Below are 19,642 nucleotides of genomic sequence, written 5' to 3'. Positions count from 1 at the left end.
CGAGCCCAGTCCGCGTAATCCTCGAGGCTCCATGACGGTCGTCGCCGCGTATCTCTATCGTCATGGCAAGCGCGTCCGCGCGGTCTCGATCGACGAAAAGGTCGATTGTCCCGCGGATCGTTCGGAGTTCGTCTGGATCGGCATCTGCGACCCGACCGACGCCGAGATGCGGACGCTGAAGGACCAGTATAACCTCCACCCACTGGCGGTGGAGGACGCGATCAAGGCTGATCAGCTGCCCAAGGTCGACGTCTATGGCGACCAGCTGTTCGTCGTCGCGCGCACCGCGCAACTCGAAGACGACAAGATCGCATACGGCGAAACCGCGATCTTCGTCGGCCACAGTCACATCATCAGCGTCCGCCACGGCTCGGCACGCTCGCACAAGGCGCTGCGCGAACAGCTCGAAGCCGCGCCGACCTTGTTGATCAACGGCGTCGACTATGTCCTCCACGCGATCCTCGATTACGTCGTCGACGGCTATCTCCCGATCGTCGAGAGCATCGAGGACGAGGTGCTTGCGATGGAACAGCGCACGATCGACGCCTTCCTGGGCCGCGACGAAATTGTCCGTATCTTTGGTCTGAGACGCGAAATGATCCGCTTCCAGCGTATCCTCGGGCCGATGGGCGAGGTCGCGGGCAAGATCGTCCGCCTCGACCTCCCCTGCATCGATACCGAGGCGAAACCGTATTTCAGCGACGTGCTCGATCACGTCCGCCGGGTGCAGACGATGGTCGAGGGGTTACGCGAAGTGCTGACCTCGGTGTTCGAATTCAGCAACCTGCTCGAACAACAACGCACCGGCGCGATCACCCGCCAGCTCGCCGCCTGGGCCGCGATCCTCGCCGTCCCCACCGCGATCGCCGGGATCTACGGCATGAACTTCGAAAACATGCCCGAGTTGAAGACGGAATACGGGTATTTCGTCGTGCTGGCGGTGATCGGGGTCGTCTGCGCCGCGCTGTACGTGAAGTTCAAGCAGGCGAAGTGGCTGTAGACCCGAGGATCGACCTGATCGTCATTTCAAACGAGCGGGACATTGCTTCCCCCCCGGCGAAGGCCGGGGCCCAATTGGGGGCCACCAATGACGGGCGTTGCGCTCCGTTACTGCGACCTTTCAATTGGACCCCGGCCTCCGCCGGGGGGGGTAGGTGCTGGAATGGAAGAAGGTTAGCTCAAACCTTGACGAGCATCTTCCCCGTATTCCCGCCCGAGAACAGCCCCAGGAACGCGTCCGGCATCGTCTCGAGCCCTTCGTGCACGGTCTCCTGCCGCTTCAGCGTCCCCGCCGCGAGCATCCCGCCCATGTCCTTGTAGAATTCCTCAGCGCGATTCATGTAGTCGCTGACGATAAATCCGCGGATCTGCACACGGTTACCGATCAGTCGCGCGAGGTACTTCAGCTGCGTCGCCGCGCCGCTGTTGTACACGTCGATCATCCCGCACACCGCGAACCGCGCATGCATCCGCGCATGTGCCAGCGCCGCGTCGAGATGCTCGCCGCCGACGTTGTCGAAATACACGTCGATACCTTTCGGAGCGGCCTCGCCAAGCGCCTTCACCACCGGCACATCGCTCTTATAGTCGATCACCGCATCCGCCCCGAGCGACTTCACCCAAGCGCATTTCTCCGCGCCGCCGGCCGAGCCGATCACTGTCATGCCCTTGGCCTTGGCGACCTGCACCACGGTCGAGCCCACCGCACCTGCTGCCGCCGACACGAACACCGTGTCGCCCGCCTTCGCCTCGGCAACCTGAAGCAGCCCGAAATACCCCGTCATCCCCGGCATGCCGAGCTGACCCAGAAACGCCTGCGGAGGCACGTCGAGCGCGGGTAGCTTCTGCACCTGCGCGGCCGGCACCACCGCTTCGTCGCGCCAGCCCGCCATATGCAGCACCATGTCGCCGACCTTGACTCCGTCGTCGTCGCTCTCGACCACTTCGCCGACCGCGCCGCCCTGCATCGCCTCGCCCAGCGCGAACGGCGGGACATAGCTCTTAACGTCGTTCATCCGCCCGCGCATGTACGGGTCGACCGACAGCCAGCGATTGGCGATCCGCACCTCGCCGGCGCCGAGCGTCGACTGGTTCAAATCGATCATGGCGAAGTCGGTATGCTTCGGCATGCCTTGCGGACGTGCCTTCAGGCTCCATGCACGGGCCATAAACTTGCTCCTGTCTTTATTATTCGTGTTGCGGGTATGGCGAAAAGCCCTGCGCGCGCAACCCGCAAAAAAGCCCGGACGTTTCCGCCCGGGCCCCTTTTCGACCTGCGTCAGGCGACGCCGGTCAATATCGTCATGCGATCAATACGTGGTCGAACGCGCCTTGCCGAGCGTGTCCGACGTCGTGCTGCTGGTCGATGCCGCACCCGTGGTGGACGAACTGCCGGTCGAGGCGCTCGAAGCATAACCGCTGGTGCCGGCATCCTTCTTGTCGCCGCCGGTGCGATCGCCGTACTCGAACATCGCCGAGTTGCGCTCTTCGTCCTTCCACGCGGCCTTGGCCTCGTCAGCCGACTTCGACAGCGTCACCTTGCCGTCGACGGCCTTGATCCAGCGCGACGGGATCGAGTGATGCACGCCGCCCGCATCGCGGTCGTTCTTGGTCAGCAGGATCCGGTCGCCCTTTACCTTGTCGACCGTGCCGACATGGCTGCCATCGGAACCGACGACTTCCATATGCTCGGCGACCTGCGACAGCGAGCTGCGCTGACCCTGGCGCTCGGTACGCCACGACGAGAACTCGTTCTCGAACTTCGAGCGGTTCTCGTTCCGGTACTCGTCATAGTCGCGGTCGAGCGCCGCGATCTGCGTGCTGCGCCAGCTATGGTAATGGTCGTCATGCGTGTTCGACGAGCGATTGCCGAACGCACGATTGTCCGAGTTGCCATAGGACCGCTCGTCGTAGCGTGCATCGGCTTCGCGGCGACGCTCGGCCTCGTCGTCACCGAACCACGAGCGAACTTCGTCGCCCGCGCGCGCGATGAACCCGCGATCGTCATAGTCGTAACCCTGTGGCTGGCGACCATAATCACGCCCCTCGTTTCGGCTGCCGCCGCGCGAAGAGTTGCGGTTGTCGTCATCGGCATCGCGGTTGCGACCTACGTCCTCGAAGCGACGGCCATCCGATGCATAGCTACCGTGATATTCGGTATCGCCCGAACCCTGGCTACGCTGGCCGTAGGACTGCTGGCCATAGCCCTGTCCGGAACGCTGCTGGCCATAGCCCTGCTGCCCGTAACCCTGCTGGCCCGATCCCTGACCGTAGCGCGACTGGCCGTAGCGATCGCCGCCCGATGGCTGCGAGCGGTCATTGTGGCCGCCGTAATAGTCACGACCGCCCTGCTCGCGACCATATTGGTCGCCGCGTCCCTGGTCGTCACGCCCCTGATATCCCTGGCCGCGGCCGCTGCGGTTGTCGTCGCGGTCATATTCGCCGGCGGCTTCATATTCACGCGCGCTGGAACGACCATAGCCGCCACCGTCTGCGCGGAAATCGCGACCATAATCGTTCGAGTTCGGCCGACCGTAATAATCGCCCGACTGGCGATCTCGGGTGTTGCGTTCGTAGACCATAGGAACCTCCTAATTGCTGTCCTGCGGCTGCCGGCTACGTCGATCTGTCGTCGATCGCGGGGCCGTACATTCCGATGACTACAAACGCCAAAAAGGCGGAATGTTCCTGCAAACCCGGCCATGTGGCGGCGACAGGACGCAGCCCTGCGACGACGTGTGGGAAGGACTGGCAGCGACCATTGCATCGCCCAAAACCAACCGCTAATGGCTCGATCATGGCCTCGGGCCACCGCACGGGGCCGTAGCTCAGATGGGAGAGCGCCGCAATCGCACTGCGGAGGTCAAGGGTTCGATTCCCTTCGGCTCCACCAGCGCCAAATCGCCCGGCGCCAAGTCACCGCTCCGGTTCCAACAATAACGTCGGCGGGTTGCTGGATTGATACTCTTTACCGGTGTCGGCAGTGGTTGCGCGCACTGGCGGAAAGCAGTTCGTCCTGATCGAGCTGTCGTCAGAAGCGGACGTCGAAACCCAGTCGGATGGTACGCGGCCTGAGCGGGGTCATCTGGTTGCGCTCGGCCACGCTGAACGGATTGCCGAACGCGAAACTGTTCGCGCGGACGTCGCCGATATTGTCGATGTCGAGCGACACGCCGAACCTATCGAAGCCCAAACGCCCCCCCAGATCGCCGACCGCATATCGGCCTTGCGGGATATTGAGGACAGGGCCGACACCAAGTCGGGATTGACCGATGTAGCGCACCGACACGTCCGCGCTCAAATTCACCCCCTCGGCGATGGTCTTTTGCCAGGTAGCGGCCGCGCGCGTGCCGTTCCTCGGAACGTTCGGCAAAGTCTGCTCTTCCGACGTGCCGAAATCGGCCTCGGCCGCGTACAGTTTGCTGTTGTTGACGAACGCCGCGCCGGTGAGCGTGAGCGCGGGCGACAGCCGCCACGTTATCTCCGCGTCCAGCCCATAGACCCGCCCGTCCCCCACATTGGCGGTGTACGGCAAACCCGACGTATCGACGAGGTCGGCCTGGATGTGGTTCCAGTCGGCGAAGAAGATCGCGGCGCGAATACTCAACCGATCCTCCCCCCTGCGCCCCCACCGCACGCCGAGTTCGGTCATCGACAGATCGTCGGCCACGAATTTCCGGCTATCCAGCGCGTCGCCCGATGGTGCCACCGCGAGACCGCCCGCCCTGAACCCCTTCTGGAAATGCACGAAGCTCGAGAACGACCGGGACGGCTGCCAATCCACCGCGAAGCTCGGCAGTGCAGGCAGCGCCGTACTGGAGGGCTCCTTCGATCCATTCTTGGATTTGTCGAGCAGGCTGCCCGCGCTTCGTGCCAGAGTGACGCGTACGCCCGCCGTCGCCGTCAGCGTTCGTGTTATGGGCTTCGATGCCTGTCCGAACAGTGCGAATTCCATCTGCCGGTTACGGACGCCGGCGATCTGCTCGAGCGCATCCGGCACCCCGATCGAGCGTGACAATCGGCTAACGTTATGGATCCCCGCCACCCCCGCCACCCAAGGCGATCGCTGGCCTCCGCCCGACACGCGCGTCTCATAGGCATAGGCGCGGATCGCGTTCGTCTCTTCGAACTTGAGCGGCGACGTTGCGCCGAGATATCCCGTCGCATCGAAGACGGTCGTGAAATCATGCTCGACCACCGACGCCGTCGTGACGATCTCCCCCCGCCCAAGCGGACGTCGCGCGGTCACGTAGCCGAGATGATAATGATCGCGGAACGGCTGCGCGATCGCCGTCGCGCGGGTAAGCGGCGGATCGCCCCGGATCGTGTACTGCCCGTCGCGGCTGGTGATATTCTGCTCGACGCCACCGATATCGACGGTCCAGCCCGAAAGATCGGCGATGCGTAGCGTCACGCGCTGCCCAAAGCTTCGCGTCGTGTTGATGTCGCGCAGGTTGCGAGACGGATCGTCGATATATCCGGCTTCGCGCGCGCCGAATGCGACGATGCGCAGGGCGATGCGGTCCGCCGCGATCGGGATGTTGAGCATCGCGGCACCGTCGCCCCCGACGCTGCCTGACCGTGTCGAACTCAGTCCGGCGGAAGCGGTCGCGGCGATGCGGTCGGTCGCCGGTGCGTTGGGGACGAAACGCATGATCCCGCCGAGCGCACTCGCGCCGTACAATGTGCCCTGAGGACCGACCAGGATTTCGACGCGTTCCATGTCGTACAGGTTCAGATCGGGATCGGGCGCACTGTAATTCAGGCGTACTTCCCCGAGATACTGGCCGACGGTGGCCTGGGTCTGGCCGCTGAAACTGCTGTCCGCGATTCCTCGGATAAACAGCTTGTCCCGCCCGGGGCCCAAATTCGTGGAGCCCATGGTCGGCAGCAGTTCGGCGATCGCCGCGCTACCGTTGCCGGCGTTGCGCGCTAGCCAGCCGGCATCGAATTCCATGAGCTTCACCGAGCCTGGAAAATCGTCGAGCAGCGTTCCCTGCTTGCTGGCCGTAACGATGATATCGCTAGGCACTTCGGCGGGTTCGATCGGAGTCCTGATCGGATTGGGACGTTTAGGCTTTTTGGGCGGGATGATTTTCCGCGCCATGATCCGAACCGTCTTGCGATCGTAGAAGACGAAGTCGGCACCAGTCCCCTTGATCGCCTCCGTCAAGGCGGCGGACACCGAACGCGCACCCCGGACGCCCGGCGATCGTCTGGCGGCGGTGATCGGATCGGTCACCGTTATCGTGATCCCAGCCTGCGCGCCGAGCGTCGCTGCCACGTCGCCGAGCCGTCCCGGTGAAACGTCGAACCTTTCGGCCTGAGCGATGGCCGGCATGGCGAGAACGAGCCCGGTACCGACCGTCGCCATCGCCGCCCATCTAGCGCGCAGCACCGTCACCGGGTTTCATGATCCAGCCCGCGGACCCACGCTGCACGGTGACGCCCAGAGCCGGGGCCAGTCGCTCGAGCTGACCGAGGCCCGAACCGTCGAGGCGAATTGCACCGGAAAACGGACGGTTCGCGATCGCGGGCGCCATGTCGATGCGAACGCCGAGCGCTCGGGCGAGGTCGGCTGCCACGCTCGACAGCGGCGCCCCACCATAGAGCAGTTGCCCTTTTTGCCACCCGCCGACGGACGCGACCGGCGTAGCGATCACGCGCACCGTCTTCGAAGACGACGGATCGATCAATCCCTGGCCGGCATGGAGGGAAATTCCCCTATCGCCGGGGTTATACACGATCTCGCCTTCGGCCACCGTGACCCGCACCCCGCCTGCATCGTTCACGACGTTGAAGACGGTTCCGACATCTTCCACGCGGTTGCGACCGACGTGAAGCGTAAACGGCGCGGCATCGTCATGGCGAACCCGGAACAAGGCCTCGCCCCCGACCAGCGAAGCGAACCGCGCATTCTTGCGATCGAACGTCATTCGCGTCGAGCCGTTGAGCGCCACCACAGTCGTCGCATCCAGTGCGATCGTCCGGCGCTCGCCAGGGCCCGTCGCGACATCGTAGCGGCCCGACTCGAACTGCGGGGCGACGACGATCGCCGCGGCGACCGACGCGGCCAGTGCGCCGCCGGCGATCAGCCAGCTGCGTACCCTGCGGTCAGACGCGGGCATGACGGCATCGTCGTTGGCGGCCGTTCGTTCCGCAGGCGCGAACGACACCTCGGACAATAGCGGCGCGATCGCGGCATCGACGCGTTCGATGGCGTCATATGCAGCAGCATGCCGCGGATCCTCGGCAAGCCAGTCGGCGAACGCTTCCCATGCGCGGTCGTCGCCATCGCGAAGCCGAACATGCCATTCGATCGCGCGCGCGTCGTGGCGACGGGCCGTCTCAGTCTCCATGATGCCCTCTTTCATGCCTGAGACGCCGCGGCATCGAATCATCCCCATCCAGATGAAGCCTCGCAGCGGCGATCGCTTCGTACGCGCGCGTCAGATGCTTCTCGACCGCGCTGACACTGACGCCGATGTCCGCGGCGATCTGCCGTTGCGGTTCGCCCTCTACCCGGAAGCGTCGGAATATCGTCCGGGTTCGCTCCGGCAGTCCGTCCAGCACGTGCTGCAAGATTGCGACCTGCTGGTTGGCGATTAGCGACGTCTCGGCCGACGGTCGTTCGTCGAGTTCCCGGTCCTCGCCGGTATGCGCATCGACCCAGTCGCCCTCGCGTCGCACGCGTCGTCCCGCCGCGCGACGATGATCGAGAAAATGACTGTTGGCGGTCCGGTACAGATAGGCGCGAGGCTCCGTGACCGGACCGATCTTTGCAGCCGAAAGAGTAAGATACACTTCCTGGAGAATATCCTCCGCCTCGTCCGCGGCGGCGCCACGGGACGCAAGAAATCGTAGCAATGCCGGCCTCAATGGAACCAGCATTCCCAGAATTTCTCTATTCGGCATATGCCGTCAACATCCAATACCGAACGCAAGCAATAGCGTTATCGATTTTGTGAATGTCTATCAATGCGCCTCGACAGACTCAAAATCACATTTTCTCGAGAACGATTGAGTCATTTCGGTGTTACGCAAGACTAAACCAAAGCCAATAACCTGACATTGCTCGATAATATATTTGTGATGGGGAATATCGATATCGTCGGCGTCTCAGTCAGGAAAGGAGGCACCTGTGGTCCAGCGCAACAAAAAGCACCGATATCGCAGATCCCTACTCATCTACTCACGCACTATACCCGATGCGTAGCGACGTATTCGGCAAAGACATCTCGATTAAGCCGGTGATCGTCGCCGTCTGAAGATTTCGTCGATCGGCAATCGAACGCCACGGCTTCGGTCGACGAAATCTGCATTTCAAACAACCGCTCCGAACTTGTCCGACAGCGCGCCTCCACCTCGGTCACGAACCGCGGGCCGTGCCTCCATGCCCGGCGGACACCGCTCTGAGCGCGCTCGGCAGCAGCCATAAGGTCTTATATGAAAATCTCCGTCTTGTGCCGTTCCGCCGTCCTCTGCGCTGCTGCAACGCTGGGGGCCACGGCTTCATCCGCGCAGGAGCGTCCGCCGCTCGATCCCGACGCGATCCGTGCCGTCGGCACACCAGATGAGCCGCGGGACGATTGGCAGATCCAGCTCGGCGTGGGCGGCTTTTACAGCCCCAACTTCGTCGGATCCAAGGATTATCAGCTCCAGGCAGGTCCCAATATCGCGGTGCGTTACAAGGACCGCTTCTTCATTTCGGTCCTCGATGGCGTCGGTTTCGATCTGATCAAGACCGACAGCTTCAGAGCGGGCCCGGTCGTCAAATTCCAGCAGCAGCGCCGGGAGAACGGCAAATCCACGTTCATGATCGCGGGCAAGCGGTCCACCGCACTGCTCGGTATGGGCGACGTCGACGCGACCATCGAGGCAGGTGGCTATATCCGCTATCAGTCGGGCCCCTTCTCGGCGAACGCGGAGGTGCGTAAAGGGCTCGGCGGCCATGACGGCGTCATCGCCGAATTCGGCCTGCGATACACGACACCGCTCGCCGGCCTGAGCGTCGGTGATCGGCCGATCATCCTTTCGATTGGCCCGGGCGCGACGGTCGTCGATAGCAAATACGAGGCGACGTATTTCAGCATCGATGCCGGACAGTCCTCGCGTACCGGTCTTGCACGCTTCGATGCCAAGGGCGGGTTGCAGTCCTACGGCGTCAACGCGGTCGTCGTCGTTCCCATCTCCCCCAAGCTCAGCGCGGCCCTGATCGGCGGGTTCGATCGATTGTCGGGAGACGCCGCGAAGTCTCCCCTCGTCCGCGAACGCGGATCGCGCAACCAGAAGACGCTCGGCCTGGGCCTGACCTATCGGTTCGGACTTTAGCATGTTGGCATCCCTCATGCTCCTGTCGTCGACATCCACGCCGTATCTGTCTCACGCAACGGCCAATGCCCTGCTGATCATCAATTCATTGCCTCGGCGTAGAAGCCACGACCCGGACCACCGACGATCCCCGGCCACGCGCACCAACCGCCCTCCCCTTTATTTCGGCGAGTCGGCAAACGCCGAGATGCAGCCGTTCGATGTCCTGGAACTGATGGTTGTCCAGATCGGTCGGCGAGATCGGGAATCGTACCTCAAACCGGATGGCTGGCTCGCTACTTTGTGCAAGACGCTCTTCGGGTTCGAGCATGCCACCCGCCTGGCCGATCCCCGCCTCGAAGCGCTGCGGATGCTCGTGATCGCACTCGGCCGACGCCATCCGCGGCCCGCGATCTTCCAGGCGGCACTCGCTGCTGGCATCACACGGCAACAAATCGATTTTCTCGTGGATCGCCAAGGCTTGCGGTGATCGCCCCCCACAGTTCAAGGCGTCGCTTCCGCTCGGCCAAATCACACTATCCCATTGCGATATATATACTAATTATCGCAGCTGAGCGTGCTTGGCAGTAACTTCGTTCAATTGAAGTGCGCAGATTGTCGCAGCGCTCCGGCTTTACAGCCGAATAAACCCACTCGATCGTGCAAGCATCTGCACGGCCCACCAAAATCTAGATCAATTCGGATTTTCTTAACTTCAATTAGCTCTTCAAAATTTTCGGAAAATCTCCTATTCGAGCCCTTCTTGTAAAATCTTGGAGCGTTCAAATGCGTAAACTTATCCTTTCCCTGTCCGCGATCGCCGTTGCAGCAATGCCAGTGGCCGCCAGCGCAGCATCGAATTCCGCAGCATCGCTCTCGACCACGAAGTCGGTTCGCGCCGCATCGTCGACCGGGAAGAAGAGCCATTTCGCTGACGTCAGCGGTTCCGGCCTGCTGATCATCGCCATCGCTGCAGTCGCAGTTGGCGGCGGTCTGTACATGGCGATCGACAACGACGACAATTCCGACAGCAACTGAGTCGGTTGGGGCGGCGAAGCATCGCCGCCCCATTTGCTGCTCTCAAGCGCGGCGTCGGGCCGTCATCGACACCCGATACGCCCGAATATCGAAAAATCCGAAAAGCCGGGCCGGGCCGCGACGGATGTCAGCCGCGAGGGTGCTTGTTGGTGCCAGGCTGGTTCATCATCGTCCAAGCCCGCGTGCTATCCACATCGTGGATATAGCGGCTTGAAGACTGGCCCGCTCGACGACGACGCTTCGTCACGACGAGCAGCAGTAAAATTGCTCCGGCCGCTATGACGCCGCCCCCAACTATCCAGATCATCGCCGCCCCGCTTGATTTACATCATGACGGTTCGTGCATCTTTGCGCGTCACATGGCCATGACCTGTTCCTTACAACCGTCCCAGACGGGGACTTTCCCTTTGGAAAAGAGCGTCCTGCCGGGCACTGTGACGCAATGAAGGCGCGTCCTTCCACGTAGGGGGAGACGAAACGAGCAGCGGGCGTTGTCGCTCCGAACACGGAGCCTCGACCACCATGCCTCTCGCCGATATCGCCGCCGAAATCGCCGCTACCATCCAGCGCGATGCCCGCGATATCGAGCATGCGGCCGACGCGAAGATAGCGGGGCTCGAACCAGGCCCGTTCGGCATGGCGATCGCGATGGCCGACGGATCGCTGATCCGAGCGGGATCGGCCGACACCGTCTTCCCTATCCAGAGCATTTCAAAAGTCTTTGCGCTGAGCTTGGCGATAGAGAAGATCGGCGACCCGTTGTTCAAGCGCGTCGGGCGCGAACCCTCGGGCGATCCGTTCAATTCGGTGATCGATCTGGAACGAACATGCGGTGTCCCGCGCAATCCGTTCATCAATGCTGGCGCGCTGGTGATAGTCGACATGCTGGTCGAACACTTCGGCGATCGAGCGAAGGACGCCGTTCTAAATCTCGTACGCGACGGCATCGACGACACCGCAGCGAAATCAGCGGTCGCGCTCGACAAGGACGTGCTCGAGGAAGGCGGCGACCTCAATCGCGCCATGCTGCATTTCATGGTCCACCACGATAATATCCGATCGCCGATCGATGCGATCATGGATGCCTATGCGCGGCAGTGTGCGGTGGCGGTCGATTGCGTCGGACTGGCCCAAGCCGGTCGCTATCTGGCCGACACGCGCATTTCGGCCAATACTGCAGACCGCGCCAAACGCATGCGTACCATCCTCGCGCTGATGATGACGTGCGGCCATTACGACGGTTCGGGCGACTTCGCGGTGCGTGTCGGTCTCCCCGCCAAGAGTGGCGTCGGCGGCGGCATCCTGGCGATCGCACCGGGCATCGCATCGATCGCGGTTTGGTCGCCCAATCTCGACCAGCACGGCAACTCGATGCTCGGCGTCCGCGCGCTGGAGATGCTCAACGCACGCACCGGATGGTCGGTCTTCGGTCCACCTATCTCATAGCCGGGCTGCACCTGGTTTCAGCACCGCGAACAACAGCCATCCGATACCGCCGGCCAGGATCCCGAGCACCCCTCCGAGAAGATACGCGTCGATTGCGCCGGCCGGCATGAAAAGGCCGCCGACCATGTAACCAAGGATCGCCGCACCGTTCGTGGCCGCGCTGTAAAGTGCTGCGACCTTGCCATGAGCGCTAGCGGGGGCTTCGCGTTGCAACATCGTCCGGACGGCGACGTTGTGCACGCTGTTCGCCGCGCCGCCGACGATGAAGGCGATCCCCACCAACGACAGTCCGGCCAGCATGGTCGCACCGGCGACACCGATCGTGACCATCATCGTCCCCATCACCATGACCGACGCGAAGGCGACGGGCGCCGGTCGGTTCACGGGCCATGTTCCCACGACGACCGCGCCCGCCATCATCCCGGCCGCCCAACAGGCGGTCAGCAGCCCGAACGCTATCGAACCCGCGGACAACGAAACGGTCACCAGAAAGACGAACGCAACATCGGCGATCGCGCTGGCGAAGACGCCGAACGTCAGGGCGCCGATCATGATGACGATCCGCCGATCCCGCAACACCGACAGATAGTCCGCGAACAGGGCCCGCCCTACCCCGCCGACATGGCGCTCGACCGGACGCCGCAGGCCGCTACCCACGATCACCGCGGCAAGCAGCGCGAAGCTGGCCGCATCGATCAGCAGCGCGTTGCCGGCCCCGCCCCAGGCCACCAGCATGCCCCCGACGACCGGCCCCGCGAGCATGCCCGCACTCCGCACGAACTCCAGCACCGCGTTCGCACGCGCCAGCGTCATCCCCAGTCCGGTCGCCAACACGGGGATGAGCGCGAAGCTAGCCGTGCCGCCGATCGCAAAGAGGATGCTGAGGACGCTGGCCCCCGCGAGCGTCGAACTCAGATCCGGATGATACGCCATCCAGACCAGCACGACCGCATCGGCCAACGCAGCCCCGGCAAGCAGCATGCCCGCATCACGCGCATCGACGAGGCGACCGATGTACGGCGTCGCGAGCAGCCCCGGCAGCAGCTGCGCCATGAGCAGCAGCGGTACGGCGAATGGCGCACGATCGCCGGCCGTGCGGAACATCAGCGTGATCAGGGAGATCTCGTCGCCGATCGTCGAGATCGCGAGCGTCGCCAACAGCAACCACCCCCATCCCCGCCTGAACTCGACACTCCCCATGTCGCGCGCCCTTCCCGTATCGCACGTCTGCATGGAAGCCACGGTCGGGGCAACCGACGGCGGCTCGGGCGGATAGCCGCAAGCCCGGCGTTTCACTGCGTAGCCGGCGCCTCGCTGGCGAGCGCACGGCGGAGGGCCGCGACTTCCGCATTGAGCGACGCGAGACGGTCCGGCGTCATGCCCGATCGCTCGACGATCAATGGTCCGAGACAGCCCGTTTCGGTCCACCGCGCCCTGCCCGCGTCGGTCAGGCGAACGCGCACCTGGCGTTCGTCGGCGGGGTTGCGAATCCGGGTGACGAGCCCGGCGGCCTCGAGCCGCTTTGCCAGCGGCGTGATCGTGCTCGGCTCCAGCGCGAGCCGCTCGGCGATCGCCCCGATCGAACACCCATCCTCCGCCTCGTTCAAGGTCTGGAGAACGAGGAACTGCGGATAGGTGATGCCGAGCCGGTCGAGCACTGGCTTGTACGCGCGGTTGATCGCGATCGTCGCGGCATACAGCGAAAAGCAGAGCTGTTGGTCGAGCGGCAGGGGATCGGACACGGCGGGGCTCCTTCGCAATCGGGTATAGCATGAAAATGTTTATCGCGACAATTGTTGCTGGACTTCCGTATCGTGCCCGCCTAGATAGTTATCGCGATAAGCAATATGGAGACACAGCATGTCGATCGACGTCAAGTACACCACCGAAGCCACCGCAACCGGCGGCCGTGACGGCCACGCACGTTCGCAGGACGGCCGCTTCGACGTAGCCCTCTCGACGCCGAAGGAACTGGGCGGCGCAGGCGGCGACGGCAGCAACCCCGAGCAGCTGTTCGCGGCTGGCTATTCCGCATGCTTCATCGGCGCGCTCAAGGTCGCGGGCCAGCAGTTGAAGATGAAGGTTCCGGATGACGTCGCCGTCACCGCCAAGGTCGGCATCGGTCCGCGCGCGGCTGGTGGCTTCGGCATCACGACCGACCTGACGGTGACGCTGCCAGGCCTGGAGCGCGATCGGGCGCAGGAGCTCGTCGATGCGGCGCATCAGATCTGCCCGTACTCGAACGCGACGCGCGGCAACGTCGACGTCGGCCTGACGCTCGTCTGAGCCATGCCCCAGGGGCCGGCGCAATGTCGCCGGCCCCTGGGTTGCGTCCTTACGCTGCGGGTATCCGCTTCAATTGTGCCGACCCGATATGCCACCGCAACTGGCTCGCCGACGCGCCGTCGACATCGTTGACCCGGCGCACGACATAGGTGCCGCGGAAGCGCTGCTGCGTACCGTCGTCGAGGGTCGCATCGACGGTGACGGGCACCGGCTGATAGATCGATCCGGCACCGCCGTCGCCCGGCTGTAGCGCACCGATCGTCACGCGGGTGCTGCGGGTATGCGCGAATCCCGCCTCGAACGCGGCGAGCGTCTGGCCCGGCCGGCCCTCGTCGCCCCATTGCGTCCAGGCGGTCGCGTAATCGCGCGCGTTGATCGCCGAATAATAGCGTCGCACCACCGCGGCGGCGGCTTCCATGCTCTTCGGCGCCGGTTCGCACCCTGCTATCGGCGTGCCCCTACCATCGAACAGTGCACAGCTCCGGGCGATCTCGTCCTCGATAATCGCGCAGCTGTTGACGGCGTTGCACGGCGGATGGGTCGCAGGTGACACATCCCGGCACATCGCCACGCGCTTGGCGGCGGCGGCCTCGCCGATCTCGGCGTTACACGACAGCAGCTCCGACGAGATCGGTGTCGAGGCGACCGGCTTCGAAGACGGACCGGACGTCAGCGCGACCTTCGTCGGTGCCCGCGTCGATGCCGGCGTCGATGCCGGCGTCGATGCCGGCGACGATTCTGCCGCCGGTGCAGTGGTTTCGGTGTCGCGCGCGACGGTCGTCTGGTTTGATCGGTCGGGGTCCGCGCCGCATCCCGCCAGCGCCAGACACACGAACATACTGGTCATCATCACGCGCATACGCTGCCTCTCTCCTGCGATCGTCGTTGCCATCGCCTTGGCGGACTTAGCCCGCGGGGTGGCGCCGGGAAAGTCACCAAGTCGTTCGGAAGTCTGCGCAATCTACCGCGTTGCGCGCAGCGTGATCCGCGTCATCTCCGCTGGCCGCCCCAGTCGCAACGCGAACCCCGGCCACAACCCGGTGCCGTTGCTGACGTACAGCGTCATGCCGTCGACGTCGTACCGCCGCGTCACGAACCCGCCATTGGCGGATGCGAACAGCCGGTCGAACCCGCGGATCATGCCGCCATGCGTGTGTCACGAAAGCTGGATCGCGATGCCCCGCGCCGCCGACCGCCGCGCATTCTTCGGTTGATGATCGAGCAGCACGATCGGCATGTCGCGTGGCGCACCCGCGAGCGCGGCGTCGAGATCGGGACCGGGCTGTCCGACTCCGGGCGCCGACAGATCCGTGACGCCCGCGATCACCAGCCCGGCGTCGCCACGCGTCAGCACGGAATGCGCGTTCGGCAACATGCGGATGCCCAGCCCCGACAGATGTCGCATCCACGCGGCATAATCGAAGAAATATTCGTGGTTGCCGGGAATGGCATACACGCCGTCCGGCGCACGAAGATCCGCCAGCGGTGCCACGTCCGCGCGGCGCATCGCGACCGATCCGTCGATGAAGTCCCCCGTCACGACGATCAGGTCGACACCGGTCGCATTCGCCCGGTCGACGACCGCGCGGGTCCAGCGTTCGGGAAACAAGCGGCTGATATGCAGGTCGGTCAGTTGCAACAGCCGATACCCGTCGAACTGCGGCGGCAGGTCGCGCACGCGAATCTCGACATCTTCGACCGGCGGGACCCGCACGGCGTTCGCGACGCCGATCGCGGCGAGCAGCCCCGCCAGCCCGCCGATAGCATAGCGGACGCCGTCAGGAACCCCGACCGATCCACGCCGCACCAGCATCGTCGCGAGCGTACCAAGGTCGAGCACGATCTGCAGCACCGCCAGCAGCACGATCGCGCCGAACGCCCAATTGAAGAGAATGACGATCGCCCGCGGAAACTCCGGCGCGAAGATCGACCCCGACGATAGCCGACTCCAGAAATGATATTGCGAGGCCAGCAGGAGCACGATGCCGATGCCGGCCTTAATCCAGAACGGCAGCGCCAACGGCCACAGCCAGCGCGCGAGAACGAACAGGCACGGCGTCGCGAATATCAGGTTGAAAATCGTCCGTCTCCATCACCGAAGCGCCGTCGGCCTTCGCGTCCTCGACCGGATTTTCGACCGGGCCACCGAACGACGAGGATCGAGAAACCCCGCCTCGTGCGCCCCCATACCGATATCCTGCGCCGGGTTCCATGCGTCCGATATCCAAGCGTGCGACTCCAAGCCCGCGATATCCCCGCGCGCTCGACGAACCTGTACGCCAGCCGACAATGTCGTTCAGGAACGATGCCGCCAAACAACCGTATCAACGGCGCATCCCGATTGTCGGGTTCGAGAGGACATCTCATGAAGTTTACGCATCTCATCGCCGCGGGCCTCGCCTTTGCCACGCTCGGTCTCGGTGCCGCCGCTCCCGCAGAAGCGCAGCGCGATCGCGGGCACAGCCAGCAGTATCGCGACAACGATCACCGTGGCGACCACCGGGGCGATCGCCGCGATTATCGCCGCAACGATCACCGCGGCGATCGTCACGACAACCGCCGCTATCGTGGTCGCGACAACGATCGTCGCAACTGGAACAACAACCGCCGCTGCCGCACCGAATGGCGCCACAACCGTCGCGTGCAGATCTGCCGCTGATAAGTCTTGATATCGGGCGGGCGGTGGCGCGATGCTGCCGCCCGTCATCGTCGTGACACTCTAGAAGGATCCGGATCATGAAGCGTTTTCTCGGTACGGCTGCACTGATCGCCGCTACCTGCCTCTCCGCCGCCACGCCCGCGCTCGCGCAGTCGCAGGCCGACGATGCGCGGTTCGCCGCCGCCCAGTCGCGCCTCGACAGCGAATTGCAGATCTTCCGCCAGGAATTCGATCGCTATCAGTCGGTCCGCAACCGCGGCGGGTATGTGCCGCAGGGCGGCTATCGCACCGCACCCGACCGTGGTTATCAGGAAGCGTATCCGGACGAGCGCGACGAGGGCAATTACGACCCCTCGCGCTATTACCGCGCAGGCCCGAACTACCAGGAGCGCACGCTGGCGACCAACGACCGCGTCTATGCCGGCCAGGACGGCAAATATTACTGCAAGCGCAACGACGGCACGACCGGGCTGATCATCGGCGCGGCCGGTGGCGGCATCCTCGGCAACGTGATCGACGGCGGCCGTTCGCGCATCGTCGGCTCGCTGCTGGGCGCAGCCGCGGGAGGTCTCGCCGGGCGTGCAGTGGAGCAGAGCAACAGCCAGGTCCGCTGCCGCTAAGTTCGAGCCGCGAGCTAAATGTTCCCCCGCGAACGCGGGGGCCCAGGATCACAAGCGATACCGTTCGTGACCCTGGGCTCCCGCGTTCGCGGGAGAACGGCAGGAAGTAGCGGGAGACGGCAGGAGCCGCCCCCCTACTTCGCCACCCCCACCAGCTTCTGCGTGAAATACGTCATCTGCAAAGCCTGCAACCGAGCCCCCTGCTCGATATCCGCATCGCCCGAATGCCCGCCCGCCGTGTCCTCATAATACAGATACGGCAGCCCATATTCTTTCAACCGCGCCGCGAACTTGCGCGCATGCTGCGGCCCGACGCGGTCGTCCTTGGTCGTCGTCCAGATATACGGCTCCGGATACGCCACGCCCTTCTTGATGTTCTGATACGGCGAGATTTTTTCGAGGAACGCCTTTTCCTCGGGCACGCTCACCGAGCCATATTCGTCGACCCACGACGCCCCAGCCGCGATCCCCTCGTACCGGATCATGTCGAGCAGCGGCACCTGGATCGTCACCGCCTTCCAGAGATCGGGATGCTGGTTGAACTCGACCCCCATCAACAGCCCGCCGTTCGACCCGCCATAGATCCCCAGCTTGGCCGGGCTCGTCAGCATCCGCGCAAACAGGTCCTTCGCCACTGCGGCAAAGTCGTCATAGATCACCTGCCGCTTCGTCTTCCGCCCGGCGTCATGCCATTTCGGCCCGAACTCGCCACCACCACGGATGTTGGCGAGCACGTACGACCCGCCCCGCTCCAGCCAAAGCTTTCCGGTGCTCCCGGAATAGCTCGGCGTCATCGATACCTGGAAACCGCCATACGCCGTCATGATCGTCGGCGTGGTGCCGTCGAGCGTGATGCCCTTCTTGTGCACGACGAAATACGGCACCTTCGTCCCGTCAGTGGACGTCGCCTCGAACTGCTCGACGACATCGTTCGACGCATCGAACTTTGCCGGCAAAGTCTTGATCGGCTTCGGCGCAGCGCCCGTCGCCGCATCCAGCGAATAGAGCGACGTCGGCGTCAGGAACCCCGTCACCGTCAGATACGCATCGTCGGTACGATCGGTCGTGCTCGCGACATCGATCGAGGCGTTGTCGGGCAGCGCGATCGGCTTGGCGGTCCAGCCGCTTGCGCCATGCGTATAGACCGATGCGCGACCACGGACGTTGTCCGACACCACCAGCAACAGCTTCGACTTGGTCAACGCCATCCCGTCGACCGACTGGCGCGGCCCCGGTGCGAACACGATCGTGGGGTTGATCGTCCCCTTCTCCACCTCGGCAAGCGGCGCGGACGCAACCGCGCCCTCGGGGATCTTGCCCCAAGGATCGCTGGTCGAGAAGATCACCTGTCCGTCGATCATCCCCGCCGGAAACGTCCGATCGGGCAGCGCAAGCGGACGCGTCCCCGCCGGCGTCCACACCAGCTTGTCCGCGCCGAAGAACGTCTTCCGCCGCTGGATCACGACCAGTCGGTTGCCCTTCTCGTCGGTCAGCACGTCCGCGCCGGTCGGCCCCTGATCGGTCGCCGCGCCGCGATACACCTCGGTCGCGGCGGTCAGCGGCTGGCCGCGCTTCACCTGCTTCAGCACGAACGCATAGCCCGACTGCGTCGTCGTCCCCGCCCCCCAGTCGCGCGCGACCAGCAGCGTATCCTTGTCGACCCAGCTCGCATCCTGCTTCGACTTGGGCAGCGTGAAGCCGCCCTCGACGAACGCGCCGGTCGACAGGTCGAACTCGCGGTACGTCACCGCATCCTCGCCACCCTCCGACAGCGCGACCAGGCACAGCCGCTCCTCGGGCTGAAGGCAGGTCGAGCCCTTCCACACCCACTGCTTGCCCTCGGCCTTGCCCAGCGCATCGAGATCGAGCGCGGTCGTCCATTTCGGCGTGGCGCTCGCGTAATCCGCCGCACTCGTCCAGCGCCAAAGCCCGTGCGGATGCTCGGCATCGCGCCAGAAATTATAGATCCGCCCGAACATCTGGTTCGGCATCGGGATGCGATCCTTCGCCGACGCGATCGCCAGCGCCTCGGCATAGAAGGTCTTGTAGCGTGGATCGTTCTGGAGCCGGGGGAGCGTCTTCGCATTCTCCGCCTCGACCCAGGCCAACGGCTTCGCGCCATCCTTGTCCTCGAGCCAGATATACGGGTCGGCGGCGCTGTTCGTTTTGGTCATCGGTGCGACTTGGGCAAGCGCGGCACCGCCCGCAAGCCCGGCGCCACCGCTCAATATCGTCGCCGCAAGCATCGAAGCCAGAACCCGCATCACCGTATCTCCCTGATTTG

At 64.2% G+C, this 19,642-nt stretch carries 20 protein-coding genes and 1 tRNA gene; 9 read left to right on the top strand and 12 right to left on the bottom strand.

All coding sequences use genetic code 11. The annotated features are described in order from the left end of the window. The first annotated feature begins 31 nt into the window (after positions 1 to 31). Complete coding sequence (locus tag C8J45_RS03105) at positions 32 to 1,000, top strand: magnesium and cobalt transport protein CorA (protein ID WP_107961814.1); 969 nt, start codon at positions 32 to 34, stop codon at positions 998 to 1,000. Positions 1,001 to 1,178: 178 nt separating this feature from the next. Here C8J45_RS03105 and C8J45_RS03100 read toward each other — a convergent pair whose 3' ends face one another. Beyond that, positions 1,179 to 2,168, bottom strand: coding sequence for an NADP-dependent oxidoreductase (locus tag C8J45_RS03100; RefSeq protein WP_107961813.1), 990 nt, complete (start codon positions 2,166 to 2,168; stop codon positions 1,179 to 1,181). Between the two features lie 141 nt (positions 2,169 to 2,309). Then, positions 2,310 to 3,581: a DUF2171 domain-containing protein gene (locus C8J45_RS03095; protein ID WP_107961812.1), complete on the bottom strand. Its 1,272-nt coding sequence runs from the start codon at positions 3,579 to 3,581 to the stop codon at positions 2,310 to 2,312. A gap of 235 nt (positions 3,582 to 3,816) precedes the next feature. On the opposite strand from C8J45_RS03095, the gene C8J45_RS03090 reads away from it, so the two are divergent. Beyond that, positions 3,817 to 3,892, top strand: a tRNA-Ala gene (locus C8J45_RS03090). A gap of 138 nt (positions 3,893 to 4,030) precedes the next feature. Here the strand turns inward: C8J45_RS03090 and C8J45_RS03085 are convergent. From C8J45_RS03085 to C8J45_RS03075, 3 genes are read right to left on the bottom strand one after another with little or no spacing between them, the layout of a single operon-like run. After that, positions 4,031 to 6,373: a TonB-dependent receptor gene (locus tag C8J45_RS03085; RefSeq protein WP_107961811.1), complete on the bottom strand. Its 2,343-nt coding sequence runs from the start codon at positions 6,371 to 6,373 to the stop codon at positions 4,031 to 4,033. A gap of 10 nt (positions 6,374 to 6,383) precedes the next feature. Further along, entirely contained in the window at positions 6,384 to 7,358 is a 975-nt protein-coding gene (locus C8J45_RS03080; RefSeq protein ID WP_181321074.1) for a FecR domain-containing protein, read from the bottom strand. Continuing rightward, complete coding sequence (locus tag C8J45_RS03075; RefSeq protein WP_181321073.1) at positions 7,348 to 7,866, bottom strand: RNA polymerase sigma factor; 519 nt, start codon at positions 7,864 to 7,866, stop codon at positions 7,348 to 7,350. Before C8J45_RS03075 ends, C8J45_RS03080 begins: the two co-directional genes overlap by 11 nt. A 579-nt stretch (positions 7,867 to 8,445) precedes the next feature. Here C8J45_RS03075 and C8J45_RS03070 point away from each other — a divergent pair. From C8J45_RS03070 to glsA, 4 genes are all read left to right on the top strand, one after another. Then, entirely contained in the window at positions 8,446 to 9,330 is an 885-nt protein-coding gene (locus C8J45_RS03070; protein ID WP_107961808.1) for a MipA/OmpV family protein, read from the top strand. Position 9,331: 1 nt separating this feature from the next. After that, positions 9,332 to 9,799, top strand: a complete 468-nt coding sequence (locus tag C8J45_RS18835; protein ID WP_146168561.1) for a hypothetical protein — start codon at positions 9,332 to 9,334, stop codon at positions 9,797 to 9,799. Between the two features lie 296 nt (positions 9,800 to 10,095). Continuing rightward, on the top strand, positions 10,096 to 10,347 hold the full coding sequence (locus tag C8J45_RS03060) for a hypothetical protein (protein ID WP_146168560.1): 252 nt from the start codon (positions 10,096 to 10,098) through the stop codon (positions 10,345 to 10,347). 522 nt (positions 10,348 to 10,869) lie between these two features. Next, positions 10,870 to 11,793, top strand: a complete 924-nt coding sequence (gene glsA, locus C8J45_RS03055) for a glutaminase A (RefSeq protein ID WP_107961805.1) — start codon at positions 10,870 to 10,872, stop codon at positions 11,791 to 11,793. Here the strand turns inward: glsA and C8J45_RS03050 are convergent. Continuing rightward, entirely contained in the window at positions 11,788 to 12,951 is a 1,164-nt protein-coding gene (locus C8J45_RS03050; RefSeq protein ID WP_258191254.1) for an MFS transporter, read from the bottom strand. The two genes, glsA and C8J45_RS03050, sit on opposite strands and share 6 nt — an antisense overlap. A 134-nt stretch (positions 12,952 to 13,085) precedes the next feature. Then, the gene (locus C8J45_RS03045; RefSeq protein WP_107961803.1) at positions 13,086 to 13,535 is read right to left on the bottom strand and encodes a MarR family winged helix-turn-helix transcriptional regulator; all 450 of its coding nucleotides are present in this window, start codon (positions 13,533 to 13,535) and stop codon (positions 13,086 to 13,088) included. A 118-nt stretch (positions 13,536 to 13,653) separates the two neighbouring features. On the opposite strand from C8J45_RS03045, the gene C8J45_RS03040 reads away from it, so the two are divergent. Then, positions 13,654 to 14,079 (top strand): organic hydroperoxide resistance protein, encoded by a 426-nt coding sequence (locus tag C8J45_RS03040; RefSeq protein ID WP_107961802.1) that lies wholly within the window; start codon positions 13,654 to 13,656, stop codon positions 14,077 to 14,079. Between the two features lie 49 nt (positions 14,080 to 14,128). Here C8J45_RS03040 and C8J45_RS19400 read toward each other — a convergent pair whose 3' ends face one another. The 4 genes from C8J45_RS19400 to C8J45_RS18830 all read right to left on the bottom strand — a co-directional run bounded on the left by C8J45_RS19400 (position 14,129) and on the right by C8J45_RS18830 (position 16,307). Beyond that, entirely contained in the window at positions 14,129 to 14,929 is an 801-nt protein-coding gene (locus tag C8J45_RS19400) for a hypothetical protein (RefSeq protein ID WP_374956419.1), read from the bottom strand. 111 nt (positions 14,930 to 15,040) lie between these two features. Beyond that, a complete protein-coding gene (locus C8J45_RS19515; protein WP_258191252.1) occupies positions 15,041 to 15,220 on the bottom strand; it encodes a hypothetical protein in 180 nt (59 codons plus the stop codon). Positions 15,221 to 15,235: 15 nt separating this feature from the next. Then, the gene (locus C8J45_RS03030) at positions 15,236 to 16,099 is read right to left on the bottom strand and encodes a metallophosphoesterase (protein ID WP_258191251.1); all 864 of its coding nucleotides are present in this window, start codon (positions 16,097 to 16,099) and stop codon (positions 15,236 to 15,238) included. Continuing rightward, positions 16,077 to 16,307: a hypothetical protein gene (locus C8J45_RS18830; protein ID WP_146168559.1), complete on the bottom strand. Its 231-nt coding sequence runs from the start codon at positions 16,305 to 16,307 to the stop codon at positions 16,077 to 16,079. Before C8J45_RS18830 ends, C8J45_RS03030 begins: the two co-directional genes overlap by 23 nt. Positions 16,308 to 16,444: 137 nt before the next feature. On the opposite strand from C8J45_RS18830, the gene C8J45_RS03025 reads away from it, so the two are divergent. Beyond that, complete coding sequence (locus C8J45_RS03025) at positions 16,445 to 16,738, top strand: hypothetical protein (RefSeq protein WP_107961801.1); 294 nt, start codon at positions 16,445 to 16,447, stop codon at positions 16,736 to 16,738. A 77-nt stretch (positions 16,739 to 16,815) separates the two neighbouring features. Then, entirely contained in the window at positions 16,816 to 17,358 is a 543-nt protein-coding gene (locus C8J45_RS03020) for a glycine zipper 2TM domain-containing protein (RefSeq protein WP_107961800.1), read from the top strand. Positions 17,359 to 17,492: 134 nt separating this feature from the next. Here C8J45_RS03020 and C8J45_RS03015 read toward each other — a convergent pair whose 3' ends face one another. Then, complete coding sequence (locus C8J45_RS03015) at positions 17,493 to 19,622, bottom strand: prolyl oligopeptidase family protein (protein ID WP_107961799.1); 2,130 nt, start codon at positions 19,620 to 19,622, stop codon at positions 17,493 to 17,495. Positions 19,623 to 19,642 lie beyond the last annotated feature (20 nt).

Origin of the sequence: Sphingomonas sp. PP-CE-3G-477 (genome assembly GCF_003050745.1) — a bacterium.
GTDB lineage: Bacteria > Pseudomonadota > Alphaproteobacteria > Sphingomonadales > Sphingomonadaceae > Sphingomonas.
The sequence above is the reverse complement of the archived record's forward strand: the minus strand, read 5'-3'. Positions and strand labels throughout refer to the sequence as shown.

What these genes read in the sequence shown, in the direction of transcription:
- C8J45_RS19400 (WP_374956419.1), bottom strand. Translation starts at nt 14,929, where the DNA reads ATGATGACCAGTATGTTCGTGTGTCTGGCGCTGGCGGGATGCGGCGCG.
- C8J45_RS03020 (WP_107961800.1), top strand. Translation starts at nt 16,816, where the DNA reads ATGAAGCGTTTTCTCGGTACGGCTGCACTGATCGCCGCTACCTGCCTC.
- C8J45_RS18835 (WP_146168561.1), top strand. Translation starts at nt 9,332, where the DNA reads ATGTTGGCATCCCTCATGCTCCTGTCGTCGACATCCACGCCGTATCTG.
- C8J45_RS03025 (WP_107961801.1), top strand. Translation starts at nt 16,445, where the DNA reads ATGAAGTTTACGCATCTCATCGCCGCGGGCCTCGCCTTTGCCACGCTC.
- C8J45_RS03085 (WP_107961811.1), bottom strand. Translation starts at nt 6,373, where the DNA reads ATGGCGACGGTCGGTACCGGGCTCGTTCTCGCCATGCCGGCCATCGCT.
- C8J45_RS03070 (WP_107961808.1), top strand. Translation starts at nt 8,446, where the DNA reads ATGAAAATCTCCGTCTTGTGCCGTTCCGCCGTCCTCTGCGCTGCTGCA.
- C8J45_RS03040 (WP_107961802.1), top strand. Translation starts at nt 13,654, where the DNA reads ATGTCGATCGACGTCAAGTACACCACCGAAGCCACCGCAACCGGCGGC.
- C8J45_RS03060 (WP_146168560.1), top strand. Translation starts at nt 10,096, where the DNA reads ATGCGTAAACTTATCCTTTCCCTGTCCGCGATCGCCGTTGCAGCAATG.
- C8J45_RS03095 (WP_107961812.1), bottom strand. Translation starts at nt 3,581, where the DNA reads ATGGTCTACGAACGCAACACCCGAGATCGCCAGTCGGGCGATTATTAC.
- C8J45_RS03015 (WP_107961799.1), bottom strand. Translation starts at nt 19,622, where the DNA reads ATGCGGGTTCTGGCTTCGATGCTTGCGGCGACGATATTGAGCGGTGGC.
- C8J45_RS19515 (WP_258191252.1), bottom strand. Translation starts at nt 15,220, where the DNA reads ATGATCCGCGGGTTCGACCGGCTGTTCGCATCCGCCAATGGCGGGTTC.
- C8J45_RS03080 (WP_181321074.1), bottom strand. Translation starts at nt 7,358, where the DNA reads ATGGAGACTGAGACGGCCCGTCGCCACGACGCGCGCGCGATCGAATGG.
- C8J45_RS03105 (WP_107961814.1), top strand. Translation starts at nt 32, where the DNA reads ATGACGGTCGTCGCCGCGTATCTCTATCGTCATGGCAAGCGCGTCCGC.
- C8J45_RS03100 (WP_107961813.1), bottom strand. Translation starts at nt 2,168, where the DNA reads ATGGCCCGTGCATGGAGCCTGAAGGCACGTCCGCAAGGCATGCCGAAG.
- glsA (WP_107961805.1), top strand. Translation starts at nt 10,870, where the DNA reads ATGCCTCTCGCCGATATCGCCGCCGAAATCGCCGCTACCATCCAGCGC.